Annotated in this window: 23 protein-coding genes, 1 pseudogene and 1 riboswitch; of the genes and pseudogenes, 20 read left to right on the top strand and 4 right to left on the bottom strand. The window is 73.4% G+C overall.

Annotated features, from left to right (window positions below; all coding sequences use genetic code 11):
* Positions 1-114: 114 nt before the first annotated feature.
* The 10 genes and pseudogenes from mihF to ACN265_RS20260 all read left to right on the top strand — a co-directional run bounded on the left by mihF (position 115) and on the right by ACN265_RS20260 (position 10,291).
* On the top strand, positions 115-432 hold the full coding sequence (gene mihF, locus ACN265_RS20305; protein WP_067309448.1) for an integration host factor, actinobacterial type: 318 nt from the start codon (positions 115-117) through the stop codon (positions 430-432).
* A gap of 25 nt (positions 433-457) precedes the next feature.
* A pseudogene (locus tag ACN265_RS20300) lies at positions 458-989 on the top strand (guanylate kinase); the annotation flags it as partial.
* 60 nt (positions 990-1,049) lie between these two features.
* The gene (gene rpoZ / locus ACN265_RS20295) at positions 1,050-1,313 is read left to right on the top strand and encodes a DNA-directed RNA polymerase subunit omega (RefSeq protein WP_007075826.1); all 264 of its coding nucleotides are present in this window, start codon (positions 1,050-1,052) and stop codon (positions 1,311-1,313) included.
* A 14-nt stretch (positions 1,314-1,327) separates the two neighbouring features.
* Positions 1,328-2,536: a bifunctional phosphopantothenoylcysteine decarboxylase/phosphopantothenate--cysteine ligase CoaBC gene (gene coaBC, locus ACN265_RS20290; protein WP_421408965.1), complete on the top strand. Its 1,209-nt coding sequence runs from the start codon at positions 1,328-1,330 to the stop codon at positions 2,534-2,536.
* A gap of 89 nt (positions 2,537-2,625) precedes the next feature.
* Complete coding sequence (gene metK, locus ACN265_RS20285; RefSeq protein WP_421408964.1) at positions 2,626-3,819, top strand: methionine adenosyltransferase; 1,194 nt, start codon at positions 2,626-2,628, stop codon at positions 3,817-3,819.
* A gap of 71 nt (positions 3,820-3,890) precedes the next feature.
* A complete protein-coding gene (locus ACN265_RS20280) occupies positions 3,891-5,987 on the top strand; it encodes a primosomal protein N' (RefSeq protein ID WP_421411549.1) in 2,097 nt (698 codons plus the stop codon).
* Between the two features lie 191 nt (positions 5,988-6,178).
* A complete protein-coding gene (locus ACN265_RS20275) occupies positions 6,179-7,162 on the top strand; it encodes an AAA family ATPase (protein WP_204927578.1) in 984 nt (327 codons plus the stop codon).
* A gap of 110 nt (positions 7,163-7,272) precedes the next feature.
* Positions 7,273-7,833, top strand: a complete 561-nt coding sequence (gene def, locus ACN265_RS20270) for a peptide deformylase (RefSeq protein ID WP_421408963.1) — start codon at positions 7,273-7,275, stop codon at positions 7,831-7,833.
* Positions 7,834-7,841: 8 nt separating this feature from the next.
* Positions 7,842-8,768 (top strand): methionyl-tRNA formyltransferase, encoded by a 927-nt coding sequence (fmt, locus tag ACN265_RS20265; RefSeq protein ID WP_204927716.1) that lies wholly within the window; start codon positions 7,842-7,844, stop codon positions 8,766-8,768.
* On the top strand, positions 8,765-10,291 hold the full coding sequence (locus ACN265_RS20260; protein ID WP_421408962.1) for an RsmB/NOP family class I SAM-dependent RNA methyltransferase: 1,527 nt from the start codon (positions 8,765-8,767) through the stop codon (positions 10,289-10,291). Before fmt ends, ACN265_RS20260 begins: the two co-directional genes overlap by 4 nt.
* Positions 10,292-10,438: 147 nt before the next feature.
* Here the strand turns inward: ACN265_RS20260 and ACN265_RS20255 are convergent, their stop codons facing one another.
* On the bottom strand, positions 10,439-11,329 hold the full coding sequence (locus ACN265_RS20255; RefSeq protein ID WP_204927575.1) for a septum formation family protein: 891 nt from the start codon (positions 11,327-11,329) through the stop codon (positions 10,439-10,441).
* A 257-nt stretch (positions 11,330-11,586) separates the two neighbouring features.
* Between ACN265_RS20255 and rpe the strand changes: the two genes are divergently transcribed.
* From rpe to ribH, 7 genes are all read left to right on the top strand, one after another.
* Positions 11,587-12,267 (top strand): ribulose-phosphate 3-epimerase, encoded by a 681-nt coding sequence (gene rpe / locus ACN265_RS20250; RefSeq protein WP_204927574.1) that lies wholly within the window; start codon positions 11,587-11,589, stop codon positions 12,265-12,267.
* A 1-nt stretch (position 12,268) separates the two neighbouring features.
* A complete protein-coding gene (locus tag ACN265_RS20245) occupies positions 12,269-13,228 on the top strand; it encodes a response regulator (RefSeq protein ID WP_088645203.1) in 960 nt (319 codons plus the stop codon).
* A 62-nt stretch (positions 13,229-13,290) separates the two neighbouring features.
* Positions 13,291-13,461, top strand: a riboswitch (FMN riboswitch).
* A 139-nt stretch (positions 13,462-13,600) separates the two neighbouring features.
* Positions 13,601-14,662, top strand: a complete 1,062-nt coding sequence (gene ribD, locus ACN265_RS20240; protein ID WP_145918942.1) for a bifunctional diaminohydroxyphosphoribosylaminopyrimidine deaminase/5-amino-6-(5-phosphoribosylamino)uracil reductase RibD — start codon at positions 13,601-13,603, stop codon at positions 14,660-14,662.
* Between the two features lies 1 nt (position 14,663).
* Complete coding sequence (locus tag ACN265_RS20235; RefSeq protein ID WP_421408961.1) at positions 14,664-15,329, top strand: riboflavin synthase; 666 nt, start codon at positions 14,664-14,666, stop codon at positions 15,327-15,329.
* Positions 15,326-16,021, top strand: coding sequence for a nicotinamide riboside transporter PnuC (gene pnuC / locus ACN265_RS20230; RefSeq protein WP_421408960.1), 696 nt, complete (start codon positions 15,326-15,328; stop codon positions 16,019-16,021). The genes ACN265_RS20235 and pnuC overlap by 4 nt, the downstream gene beginning before the upstream one ends.
* Complete coding sequence (locus ACN265_RS20225) at positions 16,018-17,295, top strand: bifunctional 3,4-dihydroxy-2-butanone-4-phosphate synthase/GTP cyclohydrolase II (RefSeq protein WP_421408959.1); 1,278 nt, start codon at positions 16,018-16,020, stop codon at positions 17,293-17,295. The genes pnuC and ACN265_RS20225 overlap by 4 nt, the downstream gene beginning before the upstream one ends.
* Before the next feature lie 2 nt (positions 17,296-17,297).
* Positions 17,298-17,798 carry a 6,7-dimethyl-8-ribityllumazine synthase gene (ribH, locus tag ACN265_RS20220; protein WP_421411546.1) on the top strand — a complete coding sequence of 167 codons (501 nt, stop codon included), beginning with the start codon at positions 17,298-17,300 and terminating at the stop codon, positions 17,796-17,798.
* Between the two features lie 91 nt (positions 17,799-17,889).
* On the opposite strand, the gene ACN265_RS20215 is transcribed toward ribH, so the two are convergent.
* The 3 genes from ACN265_RS20215 to ACN265_RS20205 are packed head-to-tail and all read right to left on the bottom strand — an operon-like array spanning position 17,890 to position 20,383.
* Entirely contained in the window at positions 17,890-18,633 is a 744-nt protein-coding gene (locus ACN265_RS20215) for an amino acid ABC transporter ATP-binding protein (RefSeq protein WP_421408958.1), read from the bottom strand.
* 2 nt (positions 18,634-18,635) lie between these two features.
* Positions 18,636-19,460, bottom strand: coding sequence for an amino acid ABC transporter permease (locus ACN265_RS20210; protein ID WP_204927714.1), 825 nt, complete (start codon positions 19,458-19,460; stop codon positions 18,636-18,638).
* Between the two features lie 50 nt (positions 19,461-19,510).
* Positions 19,511-20,383: an ABC transporter substrate-binding protein gene (locus ACN265_RS20205; RefSeq protein WP_421408957.1), complete on the bottom strand. Its 873-nt coding sequence runs from the start codon at positions 20,381-20,383 to the stop codon at positions 19,511-19,513.
* Between the two features lie 219 nt (positions 20,384-20,602).
* Here ACN265_RS20205 and ACN265_RS20200 point away from each other — a divergent pair, with 219 nt between their 5' ends.
* From ACN265_RS20200 to ACN265_RS20190, 3 genes are all read left to right on the top strand, one after another.
* Complete coding sequence (locus ACN265_RS20200; RefSeq protein WP_204927713.1) at positions 20,603-20,884, top strand: phosphoribosyl-ATP diphosphatase; 282 nt, start codon at positions 20,603-20,605, stop codon at positions 20,882-20,884.
* A 46-nt stretch (positions 20,885-20,930) separates the two neighbouring features.
* Positions 20,931-21,776 carry an ATP phosphoribosyltransferase gene (gene hisG, locus ACN265_RS20195; RefSeq protein WP_204927570.1) on the top strand — a complete coding sequence of 282 codons (846 nt, stop codon included), beginning with the start codon at positions 20,931-20,933 and terminating at the stop codon, positions 21,774-21,776.
* A 216-nt stretch (positions 21,777-21,992) separates the two neighbouring features.
* Complete coding sequence (locus ACN265_RS20190) at positions 21,993-22,463, top strand: PH domain-containing protein (protein ID WP_204927569.1); 471 nt, start codon at positions 21,993-21,995, stop codon at positions 22,461-22,463.
* Positions 22,464-22,634: the final 171 nt, after the last annotated feature.

Genomic DNA, 22,634 nt, shown 5'->3' with positions numbered 1-22,634 from the left:
AACGCTAGTTTTCCCCGCGCTGGGAACCACGGACCCCTTTGGTTGCCAGCGACACCACGTTTCACAGAGCGGCGGTGCGTTCCGCCCGTCGCGATAGGGACCTGAGGAGAACTGGTGCCGCTCCCGTCACTGACCCCCGAGCAGCGCGCTGCCGCGCTGGAAAAGGCCGCGGAGATCCGCAAGGCCCGTGCTGAGCTGAAGGAGCAGCTCAAGCAGGGCAAGACCACCCTGGCCGCCGTCCTTGCGCGAGCCGAGTCCGACGACGTCGTCGGCAAGCTCAAGGTGTCGGCCGTGCTGCAGGCGATGCCGGGTATCGGCAAGATCCGGGCCACCCAGATCATGGAGAAGCTCAAGATCGCCGACAGCCGCCGCCTGCGTGGCCTGGGCGAGCAGCAGCGCAAGGCGCTGCTTGGAGAGTTCGCCGCCAACTGACCGCCGCAGCAGGTACAAACAAGCGGTGAGCACGGATGAGGAGGCGTGCCCGGCGGCACGGCTCACCGTCCTGACCGGACCTTCGGGTGCCGGCCGGGGCGGTGTGGTCGAGGCGGTCCGGGCGCGTTCTCCCGCCGTGTGGGTGCCGGTCCCGGTGACCACCCGGGCACCTCGCACCGGCGAGTCCGACGGCGTCGACCGGCTCTTCCGGGAGCCGGCCGAGTTCGACCGGATGATCGCCGCGGGCGAGCTGCTGGAGTGGTCCCGGGCCGGGCCGTACCGCCGGGGCACGCCGCGCGCCCCGCTGACCGAGTGCCTGACGCGGGGCCGGCCGGTGCTTTTGCCGCTGGACCCGCCCGGGGCGCTGGTCGTCCGCGCGGCCCTGCCGCAGAGCAGGCTGGTGCTGCTGCTGCCGCCGGGACACCGCCCGGACCCGGCCCTGGCGGCCCTCGCCGCGCGCGCCGTCCACCACGACCACACCGAGCGCGCCGCCGCTGAGCTGGTAGGCTTGCTCGGTTCGTCCTAATCTGGCTCCCGTCCGACCGCATAATCGTGGTCGGGCGACCGGCCGCCCAGCGCGGCCGAGCGACCAGCCACTTCAGAGGCAGAGGTATTTCGTGGGATCCATCGCCAACCCCGAGGGCATCACCAACCCGCCGATCGACGAGCTGCTCGAGAAGACCACCTCGAAGTACGCGCTGGTGATCTTCGCCGCCAAGCGGGCGCGTCAGGTCAACGCCTACTACAGCCAGCTCGGCGAGGGCCTGCTCGAGTACGTCGGCCCGCTCGTGGAGACCACCCCGCAGGAGAAGCCGCTCTCCATCGCGATGCGCGAGATCAACGCGGGCCTGCTCACCGCCGAGCCGACCGACCAGCCGTAACCCCCGTACCCCCGATGTCCGCCGAGATCGTGCTCGGAGTCGGCGGTGGCATCGCCGCCTACAAGGCGTGCGAGCTGCTGCGGCTGTTCATGGAGTCGGGCCACCGGGTCCGGGTCGTGCCGACCGCGTCGGCGCTCCGCTTCGTCGGGGCGCCGACCTGGGCGGCGCTGTCCGGCCAGCCGGTCGCCGACGACGTCTGGTCCGCGGTGCACGAGGTGCCCCACGTGCGGCTCGGCCAGCAGGCCGACCTGGTGGTCGTCGCGCCGGCCACGGCGGACCTGCTCGCCCGGGCCGCCCACGGCCTCGCCGACGACCTGCTCACCAACACCCTGCTCACCGCCCGCTGTCCGGTGGTGCTCGCCCCGGCGATGCACACCGAGATGTGGGAGCACCCCGCCACCGTCGCCAACGTGGCCACCCTGCGCTCCCGGGGGGTACGGGTGATCGAGCCCGCCGTCGGCCGGCTCACCGGCGCCGACAGCGGCAAGGGTCGGCTACCCGACCCGGCCGAGATCTTCGCCGTCGCCCGCCGGGCCCTCGCCCGGGGCATCGACGCCCCCGCCGATCTGGCCGGCCGGCACCTGGTGGTCACCGCCGGCGGCACCCGCGAACCCCTCGATCCGGTCCGTTTCCTCGGCAACCGGTCCTCCGGCAAGCAGGGCTACGCGTTCGCCCGGGCCGCCGTCGCCCGGGGCGCCCGGGTCACGCTGATCGCCGCCAACGTCTCGCTGCCCGACCCCGCCGGGGTCGACCTGGTCCGGGTGGGTACCACCGAGGAACTGCGCACCGCGACCCTGGCTGCCGCCGCCGACGCCGACGCGGTGGTGATGGCGGCGGCACCGTCGGACTTCCGGCCGGCGACCTACGCGACCGGAAAGATCAAGAAGTCGGACGACGGCAGCGCGCCGACCATCGCGCTGGTCACCAACCCGGACATCGCCGCCGAGCTGGGCCGTCGCCGTCGACCGGAGCAGGTGCTGGTGGTGTTCGCCGCCGAGACCGGCGACGCCGAGGCCAACGGCCGGGCCAAACTCGCCCGCAAACGCGCTGACCTCGTCGTCGTCAACGAGGTCGGCGTCGACAAGGTCTTCGGCGCCGAAACCAACGCGGCCACCGTCATCGGTGCCGACGGCAGCGTGCACCGCCTGCCCGAGCAGGCCAAGGAGGATCTGGCCGACCGGGTCTGGGACCTCGTACGCGATCGGTGGCCCGCCCGTTCCTGAACGGTGGATGCCGCCTCGCCCGGTCGTGAGCGGTACGCGAGGGTGACTAGACTGCTGCGGAACGATTATCTAAAGAGCTTAGGAGTGCCGTGACACGCCGCCTCTTCACGTCCGAATCGGTCACGGAAGGCCACCCGGACAAGATCGCCGACCAGATCAGTGACGGGATCCTCGATGCCCTGCTGACTCAGGATCCGCACAGTCGGGTGGCGGTCGAGACCCTGATCACCACCGGTCAGGTCCACGTCGCCGGCGAGGTGACCACCAAGGCGTACGCCGACATCCCGACGATCGTCCGGGAGACGATCCTGGGTATCGGTTACGACTCGTCGAAGAAGGGTTTCGACGGTGCTTCCTGTGGTGTGAGTGTTTCCATCGGTGCGCAGTCGCCGGACATCGCGCAGGGTGTCGACAATGCCTTCGAGTTGCGGACGGGTGCGTCGGAGAGCGCGTTGGACGCGCAGGGTGCCGGCGACCAGGGCATGATGTTCGGTTTTGCCTGTTCTGAGACGCCCGAGTTGATGCCGTTGCCGATCGCGTTGGCGCATCGGCTGGCTCAGCGGTTGTCGGCGGTGCGGAAGGACGGCACGATTCCGTACCTGCGGCCTGACGGTAAGACGCAGGTGACCATCGAGTACGAGGGGTTGCGTCCGGTACGGCTGAACACTGTTGTGGTGTCCAGCCAGCACGCCGCGGACATCTCCCTGGACTCGTTGCTGACCCCGGATGTGCGGGATCATGTCATCGCCCCGGAGTTGGAGAGTCTGGGTCTGGACACCGATGACTACCGGCTGTTGGTGAATCCGACGGGTCGGTTCGAGATCGGTGGTCCGATGGGTGATGCCGGTCTGACCGGTCGGAAGATCATCGTGGACACGTACGGTGGGTATGCCCGGCACGGTGGTGGTGCGTTCTCGGGTAAGGATCCGTCGAAGGTCGACCGTTCGGCGGCGTATGCGATGCGGTGGGTGGCGAAGAACGTGGTCGCCGCCGGTCTCGCGGAGCGGTGTGAGGCGCAGGTGGCGTACGCGATCGGCAAGGCCCACCCGGTGAGCCTGTTCATTGAGACCTTCGGCACGGAGAACGTGCCGGTGGAGCGGATCGAGCGGGCTGTGGGTGAGGTGTTCGACCTGCGGCCGGCTGCGATCATCCGGGATCTGGATCTGTTGCGTCCGATCTACCGGCAGACCGCGGCCTACGGGCACTTCGGCCGGGAGCTGCCGGAGCTGACCTGGGAGAACACCGACCGGGCCGCCGACCTGAAGTCGGTAGCGGGCGCCTGACCGGCACCACGCCCAGCGACCGGCGACCCGCTGACGGGTCGCCGGTCGCTCGGGTTTGCGTCGACGTCGCGCTGCCGCACCTCGACCGTCCCTTCGACTACCTGGTCCCCGCCGGGCTGGCCGACGACGCGGTCCCCGGGGTGCGGGTCAAGGTCCGCTTCGCCGGTCAACTGGTCGACGGGTGGCTGCTGGAGCGGGTCGACAGCTCCGCGCACGACGGCCGGCTGGCCTACCTGGAGAAGGTGGTCTCACCGGAGCCGGTGCTGGCCCCCGAGGTGGCCCGGCTGGCCCGCGCGGTCGCCGACCGGTACGCCGGCAACCTCGCCGACGTGCTCCGGCTGGCCGTCCCGCCCCGGCACGCCCGGGTCGAGAAGGAACCCCGTGCCGACCCTGCGCGGGTCGACCCCGCCCGTGCCGACTCCGCCGGTGCCGACCCCGCCCGTGCCGGCACCGACCCGGGCGACGACGGGCCGACCCCGTCCGCCGTGGATCTTTCCGCCCCGCCCGCCGGAGACGGCCCCGCCCCGCATGGCGCTGGCGGGGTCGACCCGCGCGGTGCCGACAGGGCCGCCCCGCCCGGTGCGGCCGGTTCCGCCCCGCGCGACGCGGTCGGGGTCGACCCGCGTGGCTGGCGGGACTATCCCGCCGGCCCGGCGTTCCTGACGGCGCTCGCCGACGGGCGGGCCCCCCGGGCGGTCTGGTCGGCGCTGGCCGGGGAGGACTGGGCGGCCCGCTACGCCGACGCGGTCGCCGCCACCCTCGCCGGTGGGCGGGGGGCGGTCGTGGTGGTCGCCGACGCCCGGGACCTCGACCGTCTCGACGCGGCGCTGACCACCCTGCTCGGCCCCGGACGGCACGTGACCCTCTCCGCCGCGCTCGGCCCCGCCCGCCGCTACCGGGCCTTCCTGGCCGCCCGGCGGGGCGACGTGCCGGTGGTGATCGGCACCCGGGCCGCCATGTTCGCCCCGGTCGACCGGCTCGGCCTGGTGGCGATCTGGGACGACGGGGACGACCTGCACGCCGAGCCCCGGGCCCCCTACCCGCACGCGCGGGAGGTGCTGCTCACCCGGGCCCGGCTCGCCGACGCCGCCGCGCTGGTCGGCGGCTGGACCCGGACCGCCGAGGGGCAACTGCTGGTGGAGACCGGCTGGGCCCGCGAGGTGGTGGCGGACCGGGCGACCCTGCGGGCGCGTACCCCGGCGGTCGCCCCGACCGGGGACGACCCGCAACTGGCCCGTGATCCGGGCGCGGCGACGGCCCGGCTGCCCAGCCTGGCCTGGACCACCGCCCGGGACACCCTGCGTGCGGACGCGCCGGTGCTGGTCCAGGTGCCCCGCCGGGGTTACCTGCCCTCGGTCTCCTGCGCGGACTGCCGGACCCCGGCCCGCTGCCCGCACTGCGCCGGCCCGTTGGCGCTGCGCGCCGCCGACGCCCCGCCGGCCTGCCGCTGGTGTGGCCGGGTCACCGCCGCGTACGCCTGCCCGCAGTGCGGCGGGCGACGGCTGCGGGCGGCCGTCACCGGGGCCCGCCGGACCGCCGAGGAGCTGGGCCGGGCGTTCCCCGGGGTGCCGGTGCGCACCTCGGGTCGCGACGAGGTGCTCACCACCGTGCCGGGCGGCGCGGCGCTGGTCATCGCCACCCCGGGTGCCGAGCCGGTGGCCGACGGGGGGTACGGCGCGGTTCTGCTGCTCGACTCCTGGGCGCTGCTCACCCGGGCCGACCTGCGGGCCGGCGAGGAGGCGCTCCGGCGGTGGCTGTCCGCGGCGGCGTTGGCCCGTCCCGCCCCGGCCGGTGGCAAGGTGGTGGTGGTCGCCGACGGGGCGCTGGCCCCGGTGCAGGCGTTGCTGCGCTGGGACCCGGGCTGGTTCGCCGCGCGGGAGTTGGCCGAGCGGCGCGAGCTGGGCTTCCCACCGGCGGTGAAGATGGCAAGCGTCACCGGGGGAGCGGAGGCGGTGGCCGACCTGCTCGCGCAGGCCCGGCTGCCGGACGGGGCGGAGGTGCTCGGCCCGGTCCCCGCCGACGAGGACCGGGAGCGGATGCTGGTCCGGGTGCCCCGGTCCCGGGCCGCCGCGCTGGCCGGGGCGCTGCACACCGCCGCCGGGGTCCGCAGCGCCCGACGGGCCGCCGAACCGGTTCGCCTCCAGGTCGATCCGCTCGCCCTGTTCTGAGTCGTCGCTCAGTTCCGTCGGGGGTCCGGCCAGCCCGCCGTCGCACCCCGGGTCCGCCGGGCTGCGGGCGTACGCGTGATAGCATCGCCCCTCATGCCCGGGCGCACGAATGGCGCGACGAAGGCGGGAACGCGTCGGGTCGACGCCAAATCGATGATCTCAATCAGCCGGTGAGCAGGGGTGGACCAGTCGTGACCGTTCGTCAGTCGATCGTCTTCAACGGTGACCTCGGCAGCGGCAAGAGCACCGTCTCCGTCGAGATCGCCAAGCGGCTGGGCCTGCGCCGGGTCAGCGTCGGTGACCTCTACCGGCAGATGGCCCAGGAACGCCAGATGACCGCGCTCCAGCTCAACCTGCACGCCGAGCTGGACCAGGCCGTCGACGGCTACGTCGACCAGCTCCAGCGCGACATCGCCGCCTCCGGCGAATCGCTGGTGATGGACTCCCGGCTGGCCTGGCACTTCTTCACCCACGCGCTCAAGGTGCACATGATCACCGAGCCGGCCGAGGCGGCCCGGCGCGTGCTGCTACGCCCCTCCGGGCCGGCCGAGAGCTACACCTCGCTGGCCGAGGCCGAGGCCAGGCTGCGCGAACGCAGCGACAGCGAGCGTAACCGGTTCATCCTCCGCTACGGCGTCGACAAGGCCCGGCTGCGCAACTACGACCTGGTCTGCGACACCACCCGGGCCTCCGCCGAGGAGGTCATCACGCACATCATCGACGCGTACGAGGGCCGCCTCGCCGCCGACGTGCTGCGTGACGCCCCGCCGTTGCTGCTGCTGGACCCGGCCCGGGTCTACCCGACCGAGGACGTCGCCACCCTGCGCGGGCTCGACGGGTCCGGGCTCGTCGGGGAGCTGGCGGCGGCCGGCGACGGGGCCCTCGCCCCGCTGCGGATCGGGTTCACCGGCGAGTACTTCTTCGTCGTCGACGGTCACCGCCGGCTCAGCGCCGCCCTGCGCAACGGTTTCTCGCTGGTGCCCGCGCAGCTCGTCGCCGAGGTGGACGAGCCGGTCGTCGGGCAGACCAGCGCCGTCGACTACTTCGCCGCCCACGTGCGCCCCAGCCTCGTGCACGACTGGGAGGCCGCCCACGGCACCCGGCTCCCGCTGCCCGCGCACGCCCTGCTCGGCGGGGACGCCGTGCTGGCCGGCGAACCGGGCGCCGGCGTCTGACCCGGCCGTCCCACCCCGATCACCACCCGTCGCGGTACGCCGGCCGGTGCCCCCGCCGCACTCCGTAGACTGGTACGGCACCACGCCGTCCAACGAAGGAGCCACCCCGCGTGACCGTCCAGCCCATCCGTCTGTTCGGGGACCCGGTGCTGCGCACGCCGGCCGATCCGGTCGTCGACTTCGACGTCGAGCTGCGTAAGCTCATCGCCGACCTCACCGACACGATGCGTGACCGCAGCGGTGCCGGGCTGGCCGCCCCCCAGCTCGGCGTGGGCCTGCGGGTGTTCACCTTCGAGGTGGACGACGTGCTCGGCCACCTGGTCAACCCGGTGCTGGAGTTCCCCGACGCCGAGGAGCAGGACGGCCCGGAGGGCTGTCTGTCCATCCCCGGGCTCTACTTCGACACCAAGCGTCGGCAGAACGTGATCGCCAAGGGCTTCAACGGCTACGGCGACCCGTTGCAGATCGTCGGCACCGGGCTGATGGCCCGCTGCGTCCAGCACGAGACCGACCACCTCGACGGGGTGCTCTTCCTCGACCGGCTGGACCCGGCCGGGCGCAAGGAGGCGATGAAGGCGATCCGCCAGGCCGACTGGTACGACGAGGCCGCCCCGCCGACGGTCAAGGTCAGCCCGCACGCCGCCGGCAACCCCTTCGGGCTGGGCCGGTGACCGCCCCGATGCGTCTGGTCTTCGCCGGTACGCCGGCGGTCGCCGTCCCCGCCCTGGCCGCCGTGCACGCCTCCGGACACGAGGTGGTGGCCGTGGTGACCCGCCCCGACGCGCCCGCCGGTCGGGGTCGGGGCGTGCTGCGGTCCCCGGTCGGCGTCTGGGCCGACGAGCACGGCGTCGAGGTGCTCACCCCGGCCCGCCCCCGGGAGCCCGAGTTCCTCGACCGGCTCCGTACGCTGGCCCCCGACTGCGTGCCGGTGGTCGCCTACGGCGCGCTGGTGCCCCCGGCGGCGCTGGAGATCCCCCGCTTCGGCTGGGTCAACCTGCACTTCTCGCTGCTGCCCGCCTGGCGGGGCGCGGCACCCGTGCAGCACGCGGTGCTGCACGGCGACGAGCTGACCGGGGCCAGTGTCTTCCAGTTGGAGCAGGGGCTGGACACCGGCCCGGTCTACGGCACGCTCACCGACGAGATCCGCCCCACCGACACCTCCGGCGACCTGCTGGAGCGGCTCGCCCACTCCGGGGCCGGGCTGCTGGTCGCCGTCCTGGACGCGATCGCGGCGGGCACCGCGCGGGCCGAACCGCAGCCCGCCGACGGGGTCTCGCTGGCTCCGAAACTGACCGTGGACGACGCCCGGGTGCGGTGGGGCGACCCCGCGTTCGCGGTGGACCGACGGGTGCGCGCCTGCACCCCCGCCCCGGGCCCGTGGACGACCTTCCGTGGCGACCGGGTCAAGCTCGGCCCGATCACCCCGGTCGGCAACGGCCCCACCCTCAAACCTGGAGAACTGCTGGTGGAGAAGTCCCGCGTGCTGGCCGGCACGGCGACCGTGCCGGTGCAGCTCGGTGAGGTGCGCGCGGCGGGCAAGAAGGCCATGCCGGCGACCGACTGGGCGCGCGGCGTCCGGGTCGCCGCCGGGGAGGAACTCGCGTGACCGAGCCGACCGCACGAGGAGACCGTCCGGCCGACACCGACCGGCGCGGCGACGACCGGCGGCCCTCCGGCGGCACCCGGGGCGACCGCTCCGGCCGAGCCGGCGGGTGGGGCGACCGGGCCGGGTCCGACCGGCGCGGCGGGCGACCCGGCCGACCGGTCCGCCCGGCCGTCGACCTGCCCCGGTACGCCGCCTACCAGGCGGTCGCGGCGGTGCACCGCGACGACGCGTACGCCAATCTGGTGTTGCCGGCGATCCTGCGCGAGCAGGGGCTGGCCGGGCGGGACGCCGCCTTCGCCACCGAGCTGACCTACGGCACCCTGCGGCAGCTCGGCACCCTCGACACGATCCTCACCGCCGCCGCCGGCCGGGACGTCGCGCGGATCGACCCGCCGGTGCGCGACGCGTTGCGGCTCGGCGCCTACCAGCTCCTGCACACCCGGGTCCCGGCGCACGCCGCCGTGTCCTCCACGGTCGACCTGGTCCGCACGGTGGGGGAGGGGGCCACCGGCTTCGCCAACGCGGTGCTGCGCGAGGTGGCCGGCCAGGACGTCGACGCGTGGACGGCCAAGCTCGCCCCGACGATGGCCGCCGACCCGATCGGCCACCTGGCCGTGACCTACAGCCACCCGCAGTGGATCGTCCGGGCCTTCGCCGACGCTCTCGGCGGTGACCTGGGTGAGGTGACCCGGCTGCTGATCGAGGACAACGAGCGCCCGCCGGTGCACCTGTGCGCCCGTCCGGGCCTCCTCGACCCGGCGGAGCTGGCCGACGCGGTCGGTGGCGCTCCTGGTGCGTTCTCGCCGTACGCGGTCTACCTGCCCGGTGGCGCGCCCGGTGACCTGCCGGCGCTGGCCGACGGCCGGGCGCACGTGCAGGACGAGGGTTCCCAGTTGGTGGCGAACGCGCTGGCCACGGCCCCGCTGGACGGTCACGACGGCCGCTGGCTGGACCTGTGCGCCGGCCCCGGTGGCAAGGCCGGCCTGCTCGGCGCGCTCGCCGCGCAGCGGGGTGCCCGGCTGACGGCGGTGGAGGTCTCCGAGCACCGGGCCCGGCTGGTCGAGCAGGCCACCCGGGGTCTGCCGGTGAGCGTGCTGCACACCGACGGGCGCACGGTCGGGGCGGATCCGAAGCTGCCGGAGGGGCACTTCGACCGGGTGCTGGTCGACGCCCCGTGCACCGGGCTGGGGTCGTTGCGCCGCCGGCCCGAGTCGCGCTGGCGGCGGCAGCCGTCGGACCTGCCGCCGTTGACCCGGTTGCAGCGGGAACTGCTCTCCGCCGCGCTGCGGGCGGCCCGTCCGGGTGGTCTGGTCGCCTACGTCACCTGTTCCCCGCACACGGTGGAGACGCACGTGACGGTCACCGAGGCGGCCCGGCGCGCGGGGGTGCCGGCGGACTTCGTCGACGCCCGGACGGTCCTGCCGTCGGGCATGCCCGGTTTGGGCGACGGCCCCACCGTCCAACTCTGGCCGCACCGCCACGGCACCGACGCCATGTTCCTGGCGCTCCTCCGCCGCACCTGAACCTGACCGGCCCCGCCCTCCCGTCGCCGCCCCGCCCGCCCTCGGTGATCAAGAGAATTGCGTCAACGATCCGTCGCCGGATGACGCGAACCTTTTGATCACCGAAGCGGGAAGCGGCGACGGGAGGGCGGACGGGCAGCGGGTGGGTCAGATGGTGGGGAGGCCCTTGGGGCCGGCGCCGCGCATCGAGCGGGTCAGCTTCCGGTCGTCGCTCCACAGGAAACAGCGGATGCCCCGGTCGCCCTCCTCCCACTCCCGCTGCGACGGCGGATAGAAGATCGACCCGGCCCGGTACGGCAGTTCGCTGTTGTTGGGCACCTCGGCGAAGCCGGCGATCAGCGCCATGCACCGCCGGTGCACCCGCTGGTTGGCGCGACCGAAATCGGCCCAGCTCAGGTCGCTGCGTTCCAGGTAGACGCCGACGAACTCGGCGCGGTGCGGCTCGGAGCAGAGCACCGGGGCCATGTAGTTGAGATTGTTGCCGATCAGTTTGGGATCGAAGCAGCGGTGGCTGAGCGGATTGTCGCCGATCATCGCCCCGCGCAGACTGCCGACGCGGTTGACCGGCCGGGTGTTGTCGATGCTGTCGGTCTCGCTGAGGTCGCACCGGAACCAGCGGGCGCCGCTGTTCCACGCCGAGTTGGCCGGCAGCGCGATGTTCATCGTCAGCCGGGCCGAGTGCCAGTCGCCACCGAGGACGTCGCGGGCCCGCTGGTCGCACTCGGTACGGGCGGGACGCAGCGCGGCGGAACCCGGCTCGGGCCGCTCACCCCGGGTCACCGCGCCGGTGAACGTGCCGACGTGGATGGTCTCGGCCAGGTGGCTGCGCGCGCAGTCCACCGTCTCGTAGGTGCCGGCCTGCACGACCGGGGTGATCCGGGGCAGGCAGGCGTCCGTGGCGGGCACGAACGACTGGGCGACCGGCAGCACCGGCCAGTCGTCGAGCAGGTCGCCGTCGGCACCGTGCTGCGGTACGCAGCCGCTGAGCGCCACCGTCACGGTGCCGGCCAGCGCCAGCGCCACGAGCCACCGTCGCATCGTCCGCCCTTTCCGGGGGTCGACGGTCCGTCGCCGTACCCCACCCGGCGTGCCCGCCGCCGGGCGAGCATCATACGTGACCGTCCCTGATGGAGTGTTGCGTCTTGCGGGTCGTTCGGCCAGTCGGCACCGGCCATTCGTCCCGGACTCCCGGGAAGAGGAGCCGTTGGTGCACCGCGGGTCACGCCTGGATCACAGGGCGTCGCTCATGGTGCCGTGCTGTCCGCGGCGGATGGCCGCGTTCGTACACTTGCCCTGTGACCGTACCGCCGTCGATCATCGCGCCCAGCATCCTCGCCGCCGATTTCGCCCGCCTCGCCGATGAAGTCCGCGCCGTCGAGGACGCCGCGGACTGGCTGCACGTCGACGTGATGGACAACCACTTCGTGCCCAACCTGACCATCGGCCTGCCGGTGGTGCAGAGCCTGCGGGCGGTGACCCGGCTCCCGTTCGACGTGCATCTCATGATCACCGACCCGCGGCGGTGGGCCCCCGGTTACGCCGACGCCGGCGCGTACAACGTGACCTTCCACGCCGAGGCGTGCGACGACCCGGTCGCCCTGGCCAAGGATCTCCGCTCGGCCGGCGCCAAGGCCGGGCTGGCCATCGACCGGGACACCCCGATCGAGCCGTACCTCGACCTGCTCCCCAGCTTCGACACCCTGCTGATCATGACGATCAAGGCCGGCTTCGGCGGGCAACGCTTCATCCCGCAGCTGCTGGACAAGGTGCGGGCGGCCCGCCGGCACGTCGACAGCGGCCACCTGGAACTGCGCATCGAGGTCGACGGCGGAATCGCCGCCGACACCATCGAGCAGGCCGCGGCGGCCGGCGCGGACGCCTTCGTCGCCGGCACCGCCGTGTACGGCGCGGACGACCCGGCCGAGGCGATCCGTCGCCTGCGCGGGCTGGCGGAGCGCGCCAACGCCGGGGCCTGAGGTGGAACCCACCGGCGACCGCCCCGACGTGATCCTGGTCGTCGACGACGACGAGGACATCGCCCGCTTCGTCGAGTTCAACCTGAGGCTGCACGGCTTCGAGGTGCTGCACGCCGGGGACGGCCAGGAGGCGCTCGACATGATCGAGCAGCACAAACCGGACCTGGCCGTGGTCGACCTGATGATGCCGCGCATCGACGGCCTGGAGCTGACCCGCCGGCTGCGTGCCAACCCGATCACCTCGGCGCTGCCGGTGATCATGCTGACCGCCAAGGGCATGACCGTGGACAAGGTGCACGGGCTCAGCGCCGGCGCCGACGACTACCTGGTCAAGCCGTTCGACACCGCCGAGCTGGTGGCCCGGGTCAGCTCCACGCTGCGCCGCAACAAGGAGTTCCGCGAGGTCTCCCCGCTGACCGGCCTGCCCGGCAACAGCCGGATCCGCCGGGAGATCAGCGACCGGGTCCGCAGCGGCGTCGACTACGCCGTCGGCTACATCGACATCGACCGGTTCAAGAGCGTCAACGACCGGTACGGCTTCGTGCGGGGCGACGAGTTCATCTCCGCGCTGGCCCGCAGCCTGTACCGGGCGGTGGTCGCGATCGGGCTGCCGCCGGCCTTCCTCGGCCATGTCGGCGGCGACGACTTCGTGATCGTCTGCGCCCCCGACCAGATCCGCCCGCTGACCTCCCGGGCCGTGGTCGACTTCGAGAAGACCGCCGACACCCTCTACGACCCGACCGACCGGGAACGCGGCTTCGTCGAGCTGAAGGACCGGCGGGGCAACATCCGGCGGGCGGCCCTGGTCACCCTGTCGATCGGTGTCTCGCTCTCCGATGCCCGCAAGCGCTTCACCGACCCGCTGGCGGCGATCGCCGTGGCCAGCGAGATGAAAACGGTCGCCAAGAGCCAACCGGGGTCATATGTCGCAGTCGACAGGCGACGTGCCGACGGGGTGTGAAGTAGCACGCTGGAGGTGGCGGACTCCCCGGGGTTACGTGTAAGACTTCGCATGTACCCACCACGCGCTGGCGGGGCTCGGTGAAATTCCGAACCGGCGGTGATCCACGCTCGACGTGGTAAGCCCGCGACCCGGACGGCTGTGCCGCCCGGTGGACCTGGTGAGAATCCGGGGCCGACGGTGGGGGAGCGGTCCGTCCGCACCCCCGACAGTCCGGATGGGAGACAGCGCGCGGGCGGGGCGGGCCTGCGTGGCGTCTCTTGCGACCGCGTGGGCTCCCCGGGGGCGGCGCTGCCGTTCCCGGTTCCGCCGCCGCCTGCCCGCCTGCTCCCGTACCGCCCGCGCGGGGACCGGCGAGCGAGAGGGCAGGGCATGGGCGGCGTCTCCGTGGACGAGGCGATGCGTCGTGCCATCGAGTTGGGCGCGCGGGGTCTCGGCACCACCAGTCCCAATCCGGTCGTCGGCTGCGTGCTGCTCGACGCGGACGGCGTCGTCGTCGGGGAGGGCTTCCACGCCTACACCGGCGGGCCGCACGCCGAGATCGTCGCGCTCGCCCAGGCCGGTGAGCGGGCCCGGGGCGGCACCGCGGTGGTCACCCTGGAACCCTGCGACCACACCGGTCGCACCGGCCCGTGCAGTCACGCGCTGATCCGCGCCGGCATCGCCCGGGTGGTCATCGCCGTACCCGACCCCAACCCGGTCGCCTCGGGCGGCGCCGCCACCCTGCGCGCCGCCGGGGTGCGGGTCGAGTTCGGGGTACGCGCCGACGAGGCCGAGGCCGGCAACGTCGCCTGGCTGACCTCGATGCGGCGCGGCTGGCCGTACCTGATCTGGAAGTACGCCGCCACCCTCGACGGCCGGTCCGCGGCGGCCGACGGCAGCAGCATGTGGATCACCTCCGAGGCGGCCCGGATGGACGTGCACGCGTTGCGCGGCACGGTCGACGCGGTCATCGCCGGGGTCGGCACCGTGCTCGCCGACGATCCCCGGCTGACCGCCCGTAACCTGCGCGACGGCACCCTGGCCATCCGCCAGCCGTTGCGGGTGGTGGTGGACAGCGCCGGGCGTACCCCGGCCGACGCCCGGGTCCGCGACGGCGCCGCCCGGACCTGGATCGCCACCGTCGCGGAGGTCGGCGCCGGCCCGGACGGCCGGGTCGACCTGCCGGCCCTGCTGGCCGAACTGCACCATCGGGGGGTACGCGCCGCGCTGCTGGAGGGCGGTCCCCGGCTGGCCGGGGCGTTCCTCGCCGCCGGCCTGGTCGACCGGGTCGTCGGGTACGTCGCGCCGAAGCTGCTCGGGGCCGGCCCGACCGCGTTGGTCGACGCGGGTGTGACGACCATCGCCGACGCCATCGATCTGGAAATCACCGACGTTACCCGGGTCGGGTCCGACCTGAGGATCACCGCGCTGCCCCGGAAGAGGGAGGCCTGAGATGTTCACCGGCATCGTCGAGGAGTTGGGCGAGGTCGTCCGGATCGCCGACACCGGGGGTGACTCGGCGCTGGTCGCGATCCGCGGCCCGCTGGTCACCTCTGACGCCCGGCACGGCGACTCCATCGCGGTCAACGGGGTCTGCCTGACCGTGGTCGACGTCGACGGCGGGGTGTTCACCGCCGACGTGATGGGCGAGACGCTGCGCCGCTCGGCGCTCGGCGGGCTGCGCCCCGGCGACCCCGTCAACCTGGAGCGGGCCGCCGCGCTGAACAGCCGGCTCGGCGGGCACCTGGTGCAGGGCCACGTCGACGGCGTCGGCGAGGTGCTCTCCCGGGAACCGGCCGCGCAGTGGGAGACGCTGCGGTTCCGGCTGCCCGCCGCCCTGGCCCGGTACGTGGTGGAGAAGGGCTCGATCACCGTCGACGGGGTGTCGCTGACGGTGGCGGCGGTCGGCGACGACTGGTTCACCGTCGGGCTGATCCCCACCACCCTCAAGCTCACCACGCTCGGCGGCCGGGGGGTCGGCGCGCCGGTCAACCTGGAGGTGGACGTGCTGGCCAAGTACGTCGAACGCCTCCTCGACGCCCGGCTGCCCGGCGGCCCGGTCGGGACCGACGACGCCGCCCCGGCGCTGCCCGGCGACACCGCCGGAGGGGCACGGTGAGCGGCCCGGTCGGCTGGCTGCTCGACGCGCAGGTGCACGTCGTCGGTTCCCCGGTGCTGGTCCGGGAGATCGTCGGCAACGCCTTCGGGCTGGTCTCGGCGCTGCTCGGGCTGCGCCGGCTGGTCTGGGCCTGGCCGGTCGGCATGATCGGCAACGGGCTGCTGTTCACCGTCTTCCTCGGCGGGGTGTTCGCCACCCCGCAGGCGCACGACCTCTACGGCCAGGCCGGCCGGCAGGTCTTCTTCTTCGCGGTCAGCGTCTACGGCTGGTGGCGGTGGTCGCGCAACCGCCGCCAGGGCGGGGACGCCCCGGCGGTCACCCCCCGCTGGGCCACCGGCCGGGAACGGCTCGGCCTGCTGCTGGCCGCCGTGCTCGGCACCGCGCTGGGCTATCCGCTGCTCGCCGCGCTCGGCTCGTGGGGGCCACTGCCGGACGCCTGGATCCTCACCGGCAGCCTGCTGGCCACCTACGGGATGGCCCGGGGCTGGGTGGAGTTCTGGCTGGTCTGGATCGCGGTGGACGCGGTCGGCGTACCGCTGCTGCTGCGCGGCGGCTTCTACCCCTCGGCGGCGATGTACCTGGTCTACGGCGCGCTCTGCGGCTGGGGCTTCGCCGCCTGGTGGCGCACCTCGCGGACCAGCCGTACGGCGTCGACACCGATCCCGTCCACCTACTCGGAGGTCGTGGCATGAGCACCCAGGCGGTCACCTTCGCCCGGATCGAGGAGGCGGTGGCGGAGATCGCCGCCGGCCGGCCCGTGGTGGTGGTCGACGACGAGGACCGGGAGAACGAGGGCGACCTGATCTTCGCCGCCGAGCTGGCCACCCCGGAGCTGCTCGCCTTCATGGTCCGCTGGACCTCCGGGTACGTCTGCGTCCCACTGACCGAGGCGGAGTGCGACCGGCTGGACCTGCCGCCGATGCACCACACCAACCAGGACCGGCGCGGCACCGCCTACACGGTGACCGTGGACGCCCGGGAGGGGGTCAGCACCGGCATCTCGGCAGCCGACCGGGCGCACACCATCCGGCTGCTCGCCGACCCCGGCACCGACCCGACGGACCTGGCCCGCCCCGGCCACGTGGTGCCGCTGCGGGCCCGCGCCGGCGGGGTGCTGCGCCGCCCCGGGCACACCGAGGCGGCGGTCGACCTGACCCGGCTGGCGGGGCTGCGTCCCGCCGGGGTGCTGTGTGAGCTGGTCAACGATGACGGCACCATGATGCGCCTGCCGGATCTGGAGAAGTTCTGCGCCGAGCACTCGCTCACCCTGGTCACCATCGCCGACCTGGTGGCCTACCGGCGGCGGCACGAGAAGCAGGTGGAGCAGGTCGCGCAGGCGCGGATGCCCACCCCGTACGGGGTGTTCCGGGCGCTGGGCTACCGGGCCGAACACGACCCGGCCGAGCACGTCGCGCTGGTCTTCGGTGAGCTGGGCGACGGCGAGGACGTGCTGGTCCGGGTGCACTCCGAGTGTCTGACCGGGGACGTCTTCGGGTCGCTGCGCTGCGACTGCGGGCCGCAGTTGCAGGCCTCGCTGGCCCGGGTCGCCCGGGAGGGGCGGGGCGTGGTGCTCTACGTGCGCGGGCACGAGGGGCGCGGCATCGGCCTGCTGCACAAGCTGCAGGCGTACCAGCTCCAGGACCAGGGCCGCGACACCGTGGACGCGAACCTCGACCTGGGCCTGCCGGCCGACGCCCGGGACTACGGCACCGGCGCGCAGATCCTCTACGACCTGGGGGTGCGGTCGATGCGGCTGCTCACCAACAACCCGGCCAAGCGGGCCGGGCTGGAGGGGTACGGGCTGACCGTCACCGGCCGGGAGGGGCTGCCGGTCCGGCCGCACCCGGAGAACGTCCGCTACCTGCGGACCAAGCGGGACCGGATGGGCCACCTGTTGGACGAGCTGGACGAGGTGACCGAGGCCCCGATGGGCCGGCCGGTCCCCGGCGACGAGATCGGAGCATGACGATGGCGGGTTTCGGTGAACCCGGAGTGACCCCGGTGGATGCCGCCGGGCTGACCGTCGGGGTGGTGGCGGCGCGTTGGCACGGCGAGCTGACCGACCACATGCTCGACCGGGCGGTGGCCGCCGCGCAGGCGTGCGGGGCGCGGGTGGTGACGGCCCGGGTGGCCGGTTCGGTGGAGCTGCCGGTGGTGGCGCAGGCCCTGGCCCGGCGCTGCGACGTGGTGGTGGCGCTGGGCGTGGTGGTGCGCGGCGCGACCGCCCACTTCGACTACGTCTGCCGGTCGGTGACCGACGGGCTGACCCGGATCGCCCTGGACGAGGGCAAGCCGGTGGCGCACGGGGTGCTGACCGTGGAGAACCTCGACCAGGCCCGGGACCGCGCCGGGCTGCCCGGCTCCGCCGAGGACAAGGGCTGGTCGGCGACGGTGGCCGCCCTGGACGCCGCGCTGGCGGTCCGGGCCGTGTCCACGGCCAACGGCCACCGCGTCGGCTTCGTCGGCTGACCACCCGTCGGGGCTTTGGCCTGGTGGGCCGATGTTGCGGGGTTCACGACCGCCGACCCCGCAACATCGCCCCACTTGGGGTCACCCCGCGCTACAGCCGGCCGGCCTCGATGATCCGCTTGAGGAACTGCCGGGTTCGGGGCTGGGTCGGCTCGCCGAACACCTGGGCGGGCGGCCCGGCCTCGACCACCCGGCCGGCGTCGAGGAAACAGACCTGGTCGGCGACCTCCCGGGCGAACCCCATCTCGTGGGTGGCCAACACCATCGTCATCCCGGCGGACTTCAGGTCCCGGATCATCGCCAGCACCTCGCCGACCAGCTCCGGGTCGAGCGCCGAGGTGACCTCGTCGAGCAGCATCAGCCGGGGCGAGTTGGCCAGTGCCCGGACGATCGCCACCCGCTGCTGCTGGCCGCCGGAGAGCCGGTCCGGGTAGGCGTCCGCCCGGTCGGCCAACCCGACCCGGGCGAGCAGCTCCCGGGCCTGCGCCTCGGCCTCGGCCCGCGCCCGCCGGTGCACCCGGCGCGGCGCGAGGGTGACGTTGTCCAGCACGCTCAGGTGCGGAAACAGGTTGTACGACTGGAACACCATGCCGATGCGCCGGCGGACCCGGTCCGGGTCGACCCGGGGGTCGGAGATCTCCTCGCCGTCGAGCGTGATGCTCCCGTCGTCGAGTTCCTCCAGCAGGTTCACGCAGCGCAACAGCGTCGACTTACCCGACCCGGACGCCCCGATCAGGGCGACCACCCGGTGCTCCTCGACGGTGAGGTCGAGCCCGTCGAGCACCACCCGGCCACCGAACTCCTTGCGTACCCCCTGGCAGGTCAGCACGGCCATGGTCAGCCTCCGGACTGGCGTCGGGCCGCGCGCAGCGTCACCCAGTCGGTGACCGCGATCAGCGGGATGGCGAGCAGTACGAACAGCACCCCGGCCACGATGTACGGGGTGTAGTTGAAGCTCTGCGCGGTGGCGATCTGCGCCGCCCGGACGGCGTCGATCGGGCCGGCCAGGGAGACCAGGCCGACGTCCTTCTGCAACGCCACCACGTCGTTGAGCAGGGGCGGCGCGACCCGCCGGACGGCCTGCGGCAGCACCACGTGCCGCATGGTCTGCCGGTAGGTCAGCCCCAGCGAGCGGGCCGCCGCGAGCTGGCTCGGGTGGACCGACTCGATGCCGGCCCGGAACACCTCCGCCAGGTAACCGCCGTAGGTGAGCACCAGCGCCAGCCCGCCGAGCACCAGCACCGGGGGCATCCCCTGCAACCGCAGGCCGGGCACGCCGAGGGTGAGCACGTACAGCACGATGATCAGCGGCAGGCCCCGGAAGGTGTACGTGTACCCGGCGGCGAGCGCGCGGACCGGGAAGAAGACCGGCCCGCGCAGGGTCCGCAGCAGCGCGATCAGCAGGCCGAGCAGCAGCGCCCCGACGGCACAGCAGACCAGCAGCCGGACGTTGAGCCACAGCCCGGTGAGCACCTCCGGCAGGGCGTCGCGGGCGATCTGCGGGTCGAGGAACGACAGGCGGACCCGGTCCCAGCCGGGTGCGCCGGTGACCGCGACGACCAGCAGCGTGCCGAGCACCGCCGTGGAGACGGCGGCGACCAGCACGCTGCGGGTCGTCTGCCGACGCCGGTACGCGGCCCGCCGCCGCTGCGCCGCCGACAGGAGGTACGGCCGGTCCACCGCCGGGTCGTCGTTGCCTGCGGACACCCGGCTCACTGGAGTTCGGTCGCCCCCGCCACCTGGGCGAGCCACTTCTGCTCCAGCTGCTTGAGCGTGCCGGCCTCGGCGAGTTCCCCGACGGTCTTGCTGACGCACAGCGTGAGCGGGGAGTCCTTGTCCAGCAGTAGTCCGAACGCCTCCGGCGCACCCACCTGCGGCAGCTGGCCGACGATGGTGGCGTCGGTGACCTCCGAACCGGTGATGTAGAACGCGGTCGGCAGGTCGACCACCAGCCCGTCGATCTGGCCGTTCTGCAGGGCCTTCTTGGCGTCGTCGTTGCTGTTGTAGACCTGCGGCTTGACCGAGGGCTTGATCAGGGCGGTGATCGCCTGGTAGCTGGTCGTGCCGACCTGCGCGCCGAGCTTGGCGTTCTTCAGGTCCGCCACCGACTTCTTCCCGGCGATCTTCGACGACTTGAGCGCGATGACGGTCTGGCGTACCAGGTAGTACGGGGCGGAGAAGTCGACCGCCTGCTTGCGTTCCTCGGTGATGGAGAACTGGTTGATGTCGAAGTCGAAGGTCTTCGGGCCCGGGGCGATGGCGGTGTCGAACTTCACCCGGGTCCAGGTGACGTCCCCCCGGGCGTACCCGAGCCTCTCGGCCACCGCGTACGCGACGGCGGACTCGAAACCCTCGCCGCTGTCCGGCTTGTCGCCCTTGAACCACGGCTCGTACGCGGGCTCGTCGGTGGCGATGGTGAGCTTGCCCGGTGTCCGGGTCTTCAGGCTGTCCTTGGCGCAGGACGCCGCGGTGGGGACGACGTCGGGGGTGGTGGGCGTGGGGTCCTGCGGGGCGCATCCGGCCACGGCGACGAGGAGCACGGCGGCGGTGGCGGCGGCGCGGGAACGTGAGCTGCTGCTGACCATGGCCGCCAGGATAGAGAAGACCGCCGATCCCTCGAAGGGTGTCCCATCAGGTAGATGAGAGATCGATGTGCAAACGTGTCCGGTCCGTTGCCGGTGGCCGGTGACCCGCGCTCCGACCGGCCGGAGCGCCCGGCGTCTCCGGCCCCGTCCCAGCCTGCGGGAACAGGATGTGGGCAGGGCGACCCGGCCGGACCCGGAGCGCACGGCGTCGGTGGGTGGCTGGAAGAATCCGGTTCCGTGAAGACGTTCGAGGAGTTGTTCGCCGAGCTCCAGGCCAAGGCAGCCGCCGGCACGCCGGGTTCCGGCACGGTCGACGCCCTGGCCAAGGGGGTGCACTTCGTCGGCAAGAAGGTCGTCGAGGAGGCGGCCGAGTCGTGGATGGCCGCCGAGCACGAGGGCCCGGAGCGCACCGCCGAGGAGATCTCCCAGCTGCTCTACCAGGTGCAGGTGCTGATGCTGGCCAGCGGTCTGGAGCTGAAGGACGTCTACCGACATCTGTGAGTGCGCCCGCGTCGTTGATCTGATCCGATCGAAGGAGCACTCCGTCATGCTGCGTGTCGCCGTACCCAACAAGGGGGCCCTGGCCGAGAAGGCCGCCCAGATGCTGCGCGAGGCGGGCTACCGCCAGCGCACCGACCCCAAGGACCTGGTCTGCCCGGACGAGGCCAACGACATCGAGTTCTTCTACCTGCGCCCGAAGGACATCGCCACCTACGTCGGCTCGGGTGACCTCGACGTCGGGATCACCGGCCGGGACCTGCTGATCGACTCCGGTGCGCCCGCCGAGGAGGTGGTCGACCTGGCCTTCGGCCGGGCCACCTTCCGCTTCGCCGCCCGCCCCGAGGACGTCGGCGACGTACAGGAGCTGGGCGGTCACCGGATCGCCACCGCGTACCCGGGGCTGGTCGAGCGGTACCTCGCCGAACTGGGCGTCAAGGCCGACGTGATCCGGCTCGACGGCGCGGTGGAGAACGCCATCCGGCTCGGGGTCGCCGACGTCGTCGCCGACGTGGTGGAGACCGGCGCGACGCTGCGCCAGGCCGGACTGGTCGTGTTCGGGGAGCCGCTGCTGCGGTCCTCGGCGGTGCTGGTCCGCCGGGCCGACGCGCCGGCCCACCCGCAGGCGGAACAGTTGCTGCGTCGCCTGCACGGGGTGCTGGTGGCCCGCCGTTACGTGATGCTCGCCTACGACGTGCCGGCGGGCCTGCTCGACCGGGCCAGCGGCCTCACCCCGGGCATCGAGTCGCCGACGGTCTCCCCGCTGCACCGGGAGGGCTGGGTCGCCGTGCAGGCGATGGTGCTCCGCGACGACGTCCACCGGATCATGGACGAGCTGTACGAGCTGGGTGCCCGCGCCATCCTGGTCACCAACATCCACGCCTGCCGGCTCTGATCCGACCGCCCGGCGACCCGTACCACCCGCCGCGCCCTCGTGCTCGACGTCCCTCGTGCTCAACGGCAATGGGGCCGATACAGCGGCATCATCCCCCACGGATACCGCTGTATCGGCCCCATTGCCCCAGCCCGTCCAGGCCCGCTCGAACCGGGCGGGGCTGGTGGGGGTGGGTGGCGACGCGACGCCGTCCGGGTCGGGTGGCAGACTGGAGCGGTGAGCGACACCGAGTTGATCCGTCTCAGGCCGCGTCGTATCCGGGTCGTCTGCTGGGCCTCGGCGATCGCCCTGCTGGTGGTCTTCAGCCTGGTGGCCACCTCGTTGACCGGGGCGACCGGCGAGGGCTACGGCACCTTCCAGCGTGGCGACCAGGTTGCCATGGTCGGCCTCGGGGTGCTCGGCGCGCTCGGCATCCTGCTGTTCACCCGGCCCCGGGTCGAGGCGGACGCCCGGGGGGTCCGGGTGCGCAACATCCTCGGCTCGTACGAGCTGCCGTGGGAGGTCGTCCGGGGGGTGCGCTTCGACCGGGGCGCGCCCTGGGCCAGCCTGGAGCTGCACGACGACGACCTGCTGCCGATGGTGGCGCTCCAGGCCGCCGACAAGGAGATCGCGGTCGACGGGGTCCGCGCCTTGCGCCGGCTGCACCAGGCCCACCTGGCCGGCCTCGGCGGCACCCCGGCCCGCTGACCGTCCCGGCCGGGGAGCCGCCTCCGCCGGCCCGCTGGCAGCTCCGGCCGAGGAGCCGCTCTGCTTCAGCCGGCCCGCTGACGGTCCGGCCGGTCCGCTGGCCCGTTGACCGTCTGGAGGGCCGCTACCGGGGTTCTCGTACCGTGCTGACCTGCGGGCCCGGTTTGGGGG

The sequence above is a fragment of the Micromonospora sp. WMMD730 genome (assembly GCF_049178955.1).
GTDB lineage: Bacteria > Actinomycetota > Actinomycetes > Mycobacteriales > Micromonosporaceae > Micromonospora > Micromonospora wenchangensis.
This window is presented reverse-complemented; position numbering and strand designations above follow the sequence as displayed.

Bases quoted from the DNA above. Each gene is read 5' to 3' on its own strand.
- fmt (WP_204927716.1), top strand. From the start codon at position 7,842: ATGCGTCTGGTCTTCGCCGGTACGCCGGCGGTCGCCGTCCCCGCCCTG.
- ribH (WP_421411546.1), top strand. From the start codon at position 17,298: ATGGCGGGTTTCGGTGAACCCGGAGTGACCCCGGTGGATGCCGCCGGG.
- ACN265_RS20235 (WP_421408961.1), top strand. From the start codon at position 14,664: ATGTTCACCGGCATCGTCGAGGAGTTGGGCGAGGTCGTCCGGATCGCC.
- ACN265_RS20225 (WP_421408959.1), top strand. From the start codon at position 16,018: ATGAGCACCCAGGCGGTCACCTTCGCCCGGATCGAGGAGGCGGTGGCG.
- ACN265_RS20255 (WP_204927575.1), bottom strand. From the start codon at position 11,329: ATGCGACGGTGGCTCGTGGCGCTGGCGCTGGCCGGCACCGTGACGGTG.
- ACN265_RS20205 (WP_421408957.1), bottom strand. From the start codon at position 20,383: ATGGTCAGCAGCAGCTCACGTTCCCGCGCCGCCGCCACCGCCGCCGTG.
- ribD (WP_145918942.1), top strand. From the start codon at position 13,601: ATGGGCGGCGTCTCCGTGGACGAGGCGATGCGTCGTGCCATCGAGTTG.
- hisG (WP_204927570.1), top strand. From the start codon at position 20,931: ATGCTGCGTGTCGCCGTACCCAACAAGGGGGCCCTGGCCGAGAAGGCC.
- ACN265_RS20215 (WP_421408958.1), bottom strand. From the start codon at position 18,633: ATGGCCGTGCTGACCTGCCAGGGGGTACGCAAGGAGTTCGGTGGCCGG.
- coaBC (WP_421408965.1), top strand. From the start codon at position 1,328: ATGTCCGCCGAGATCGTGCTCGGAGTCGGCGGTGGCATCGCCGCCTAC.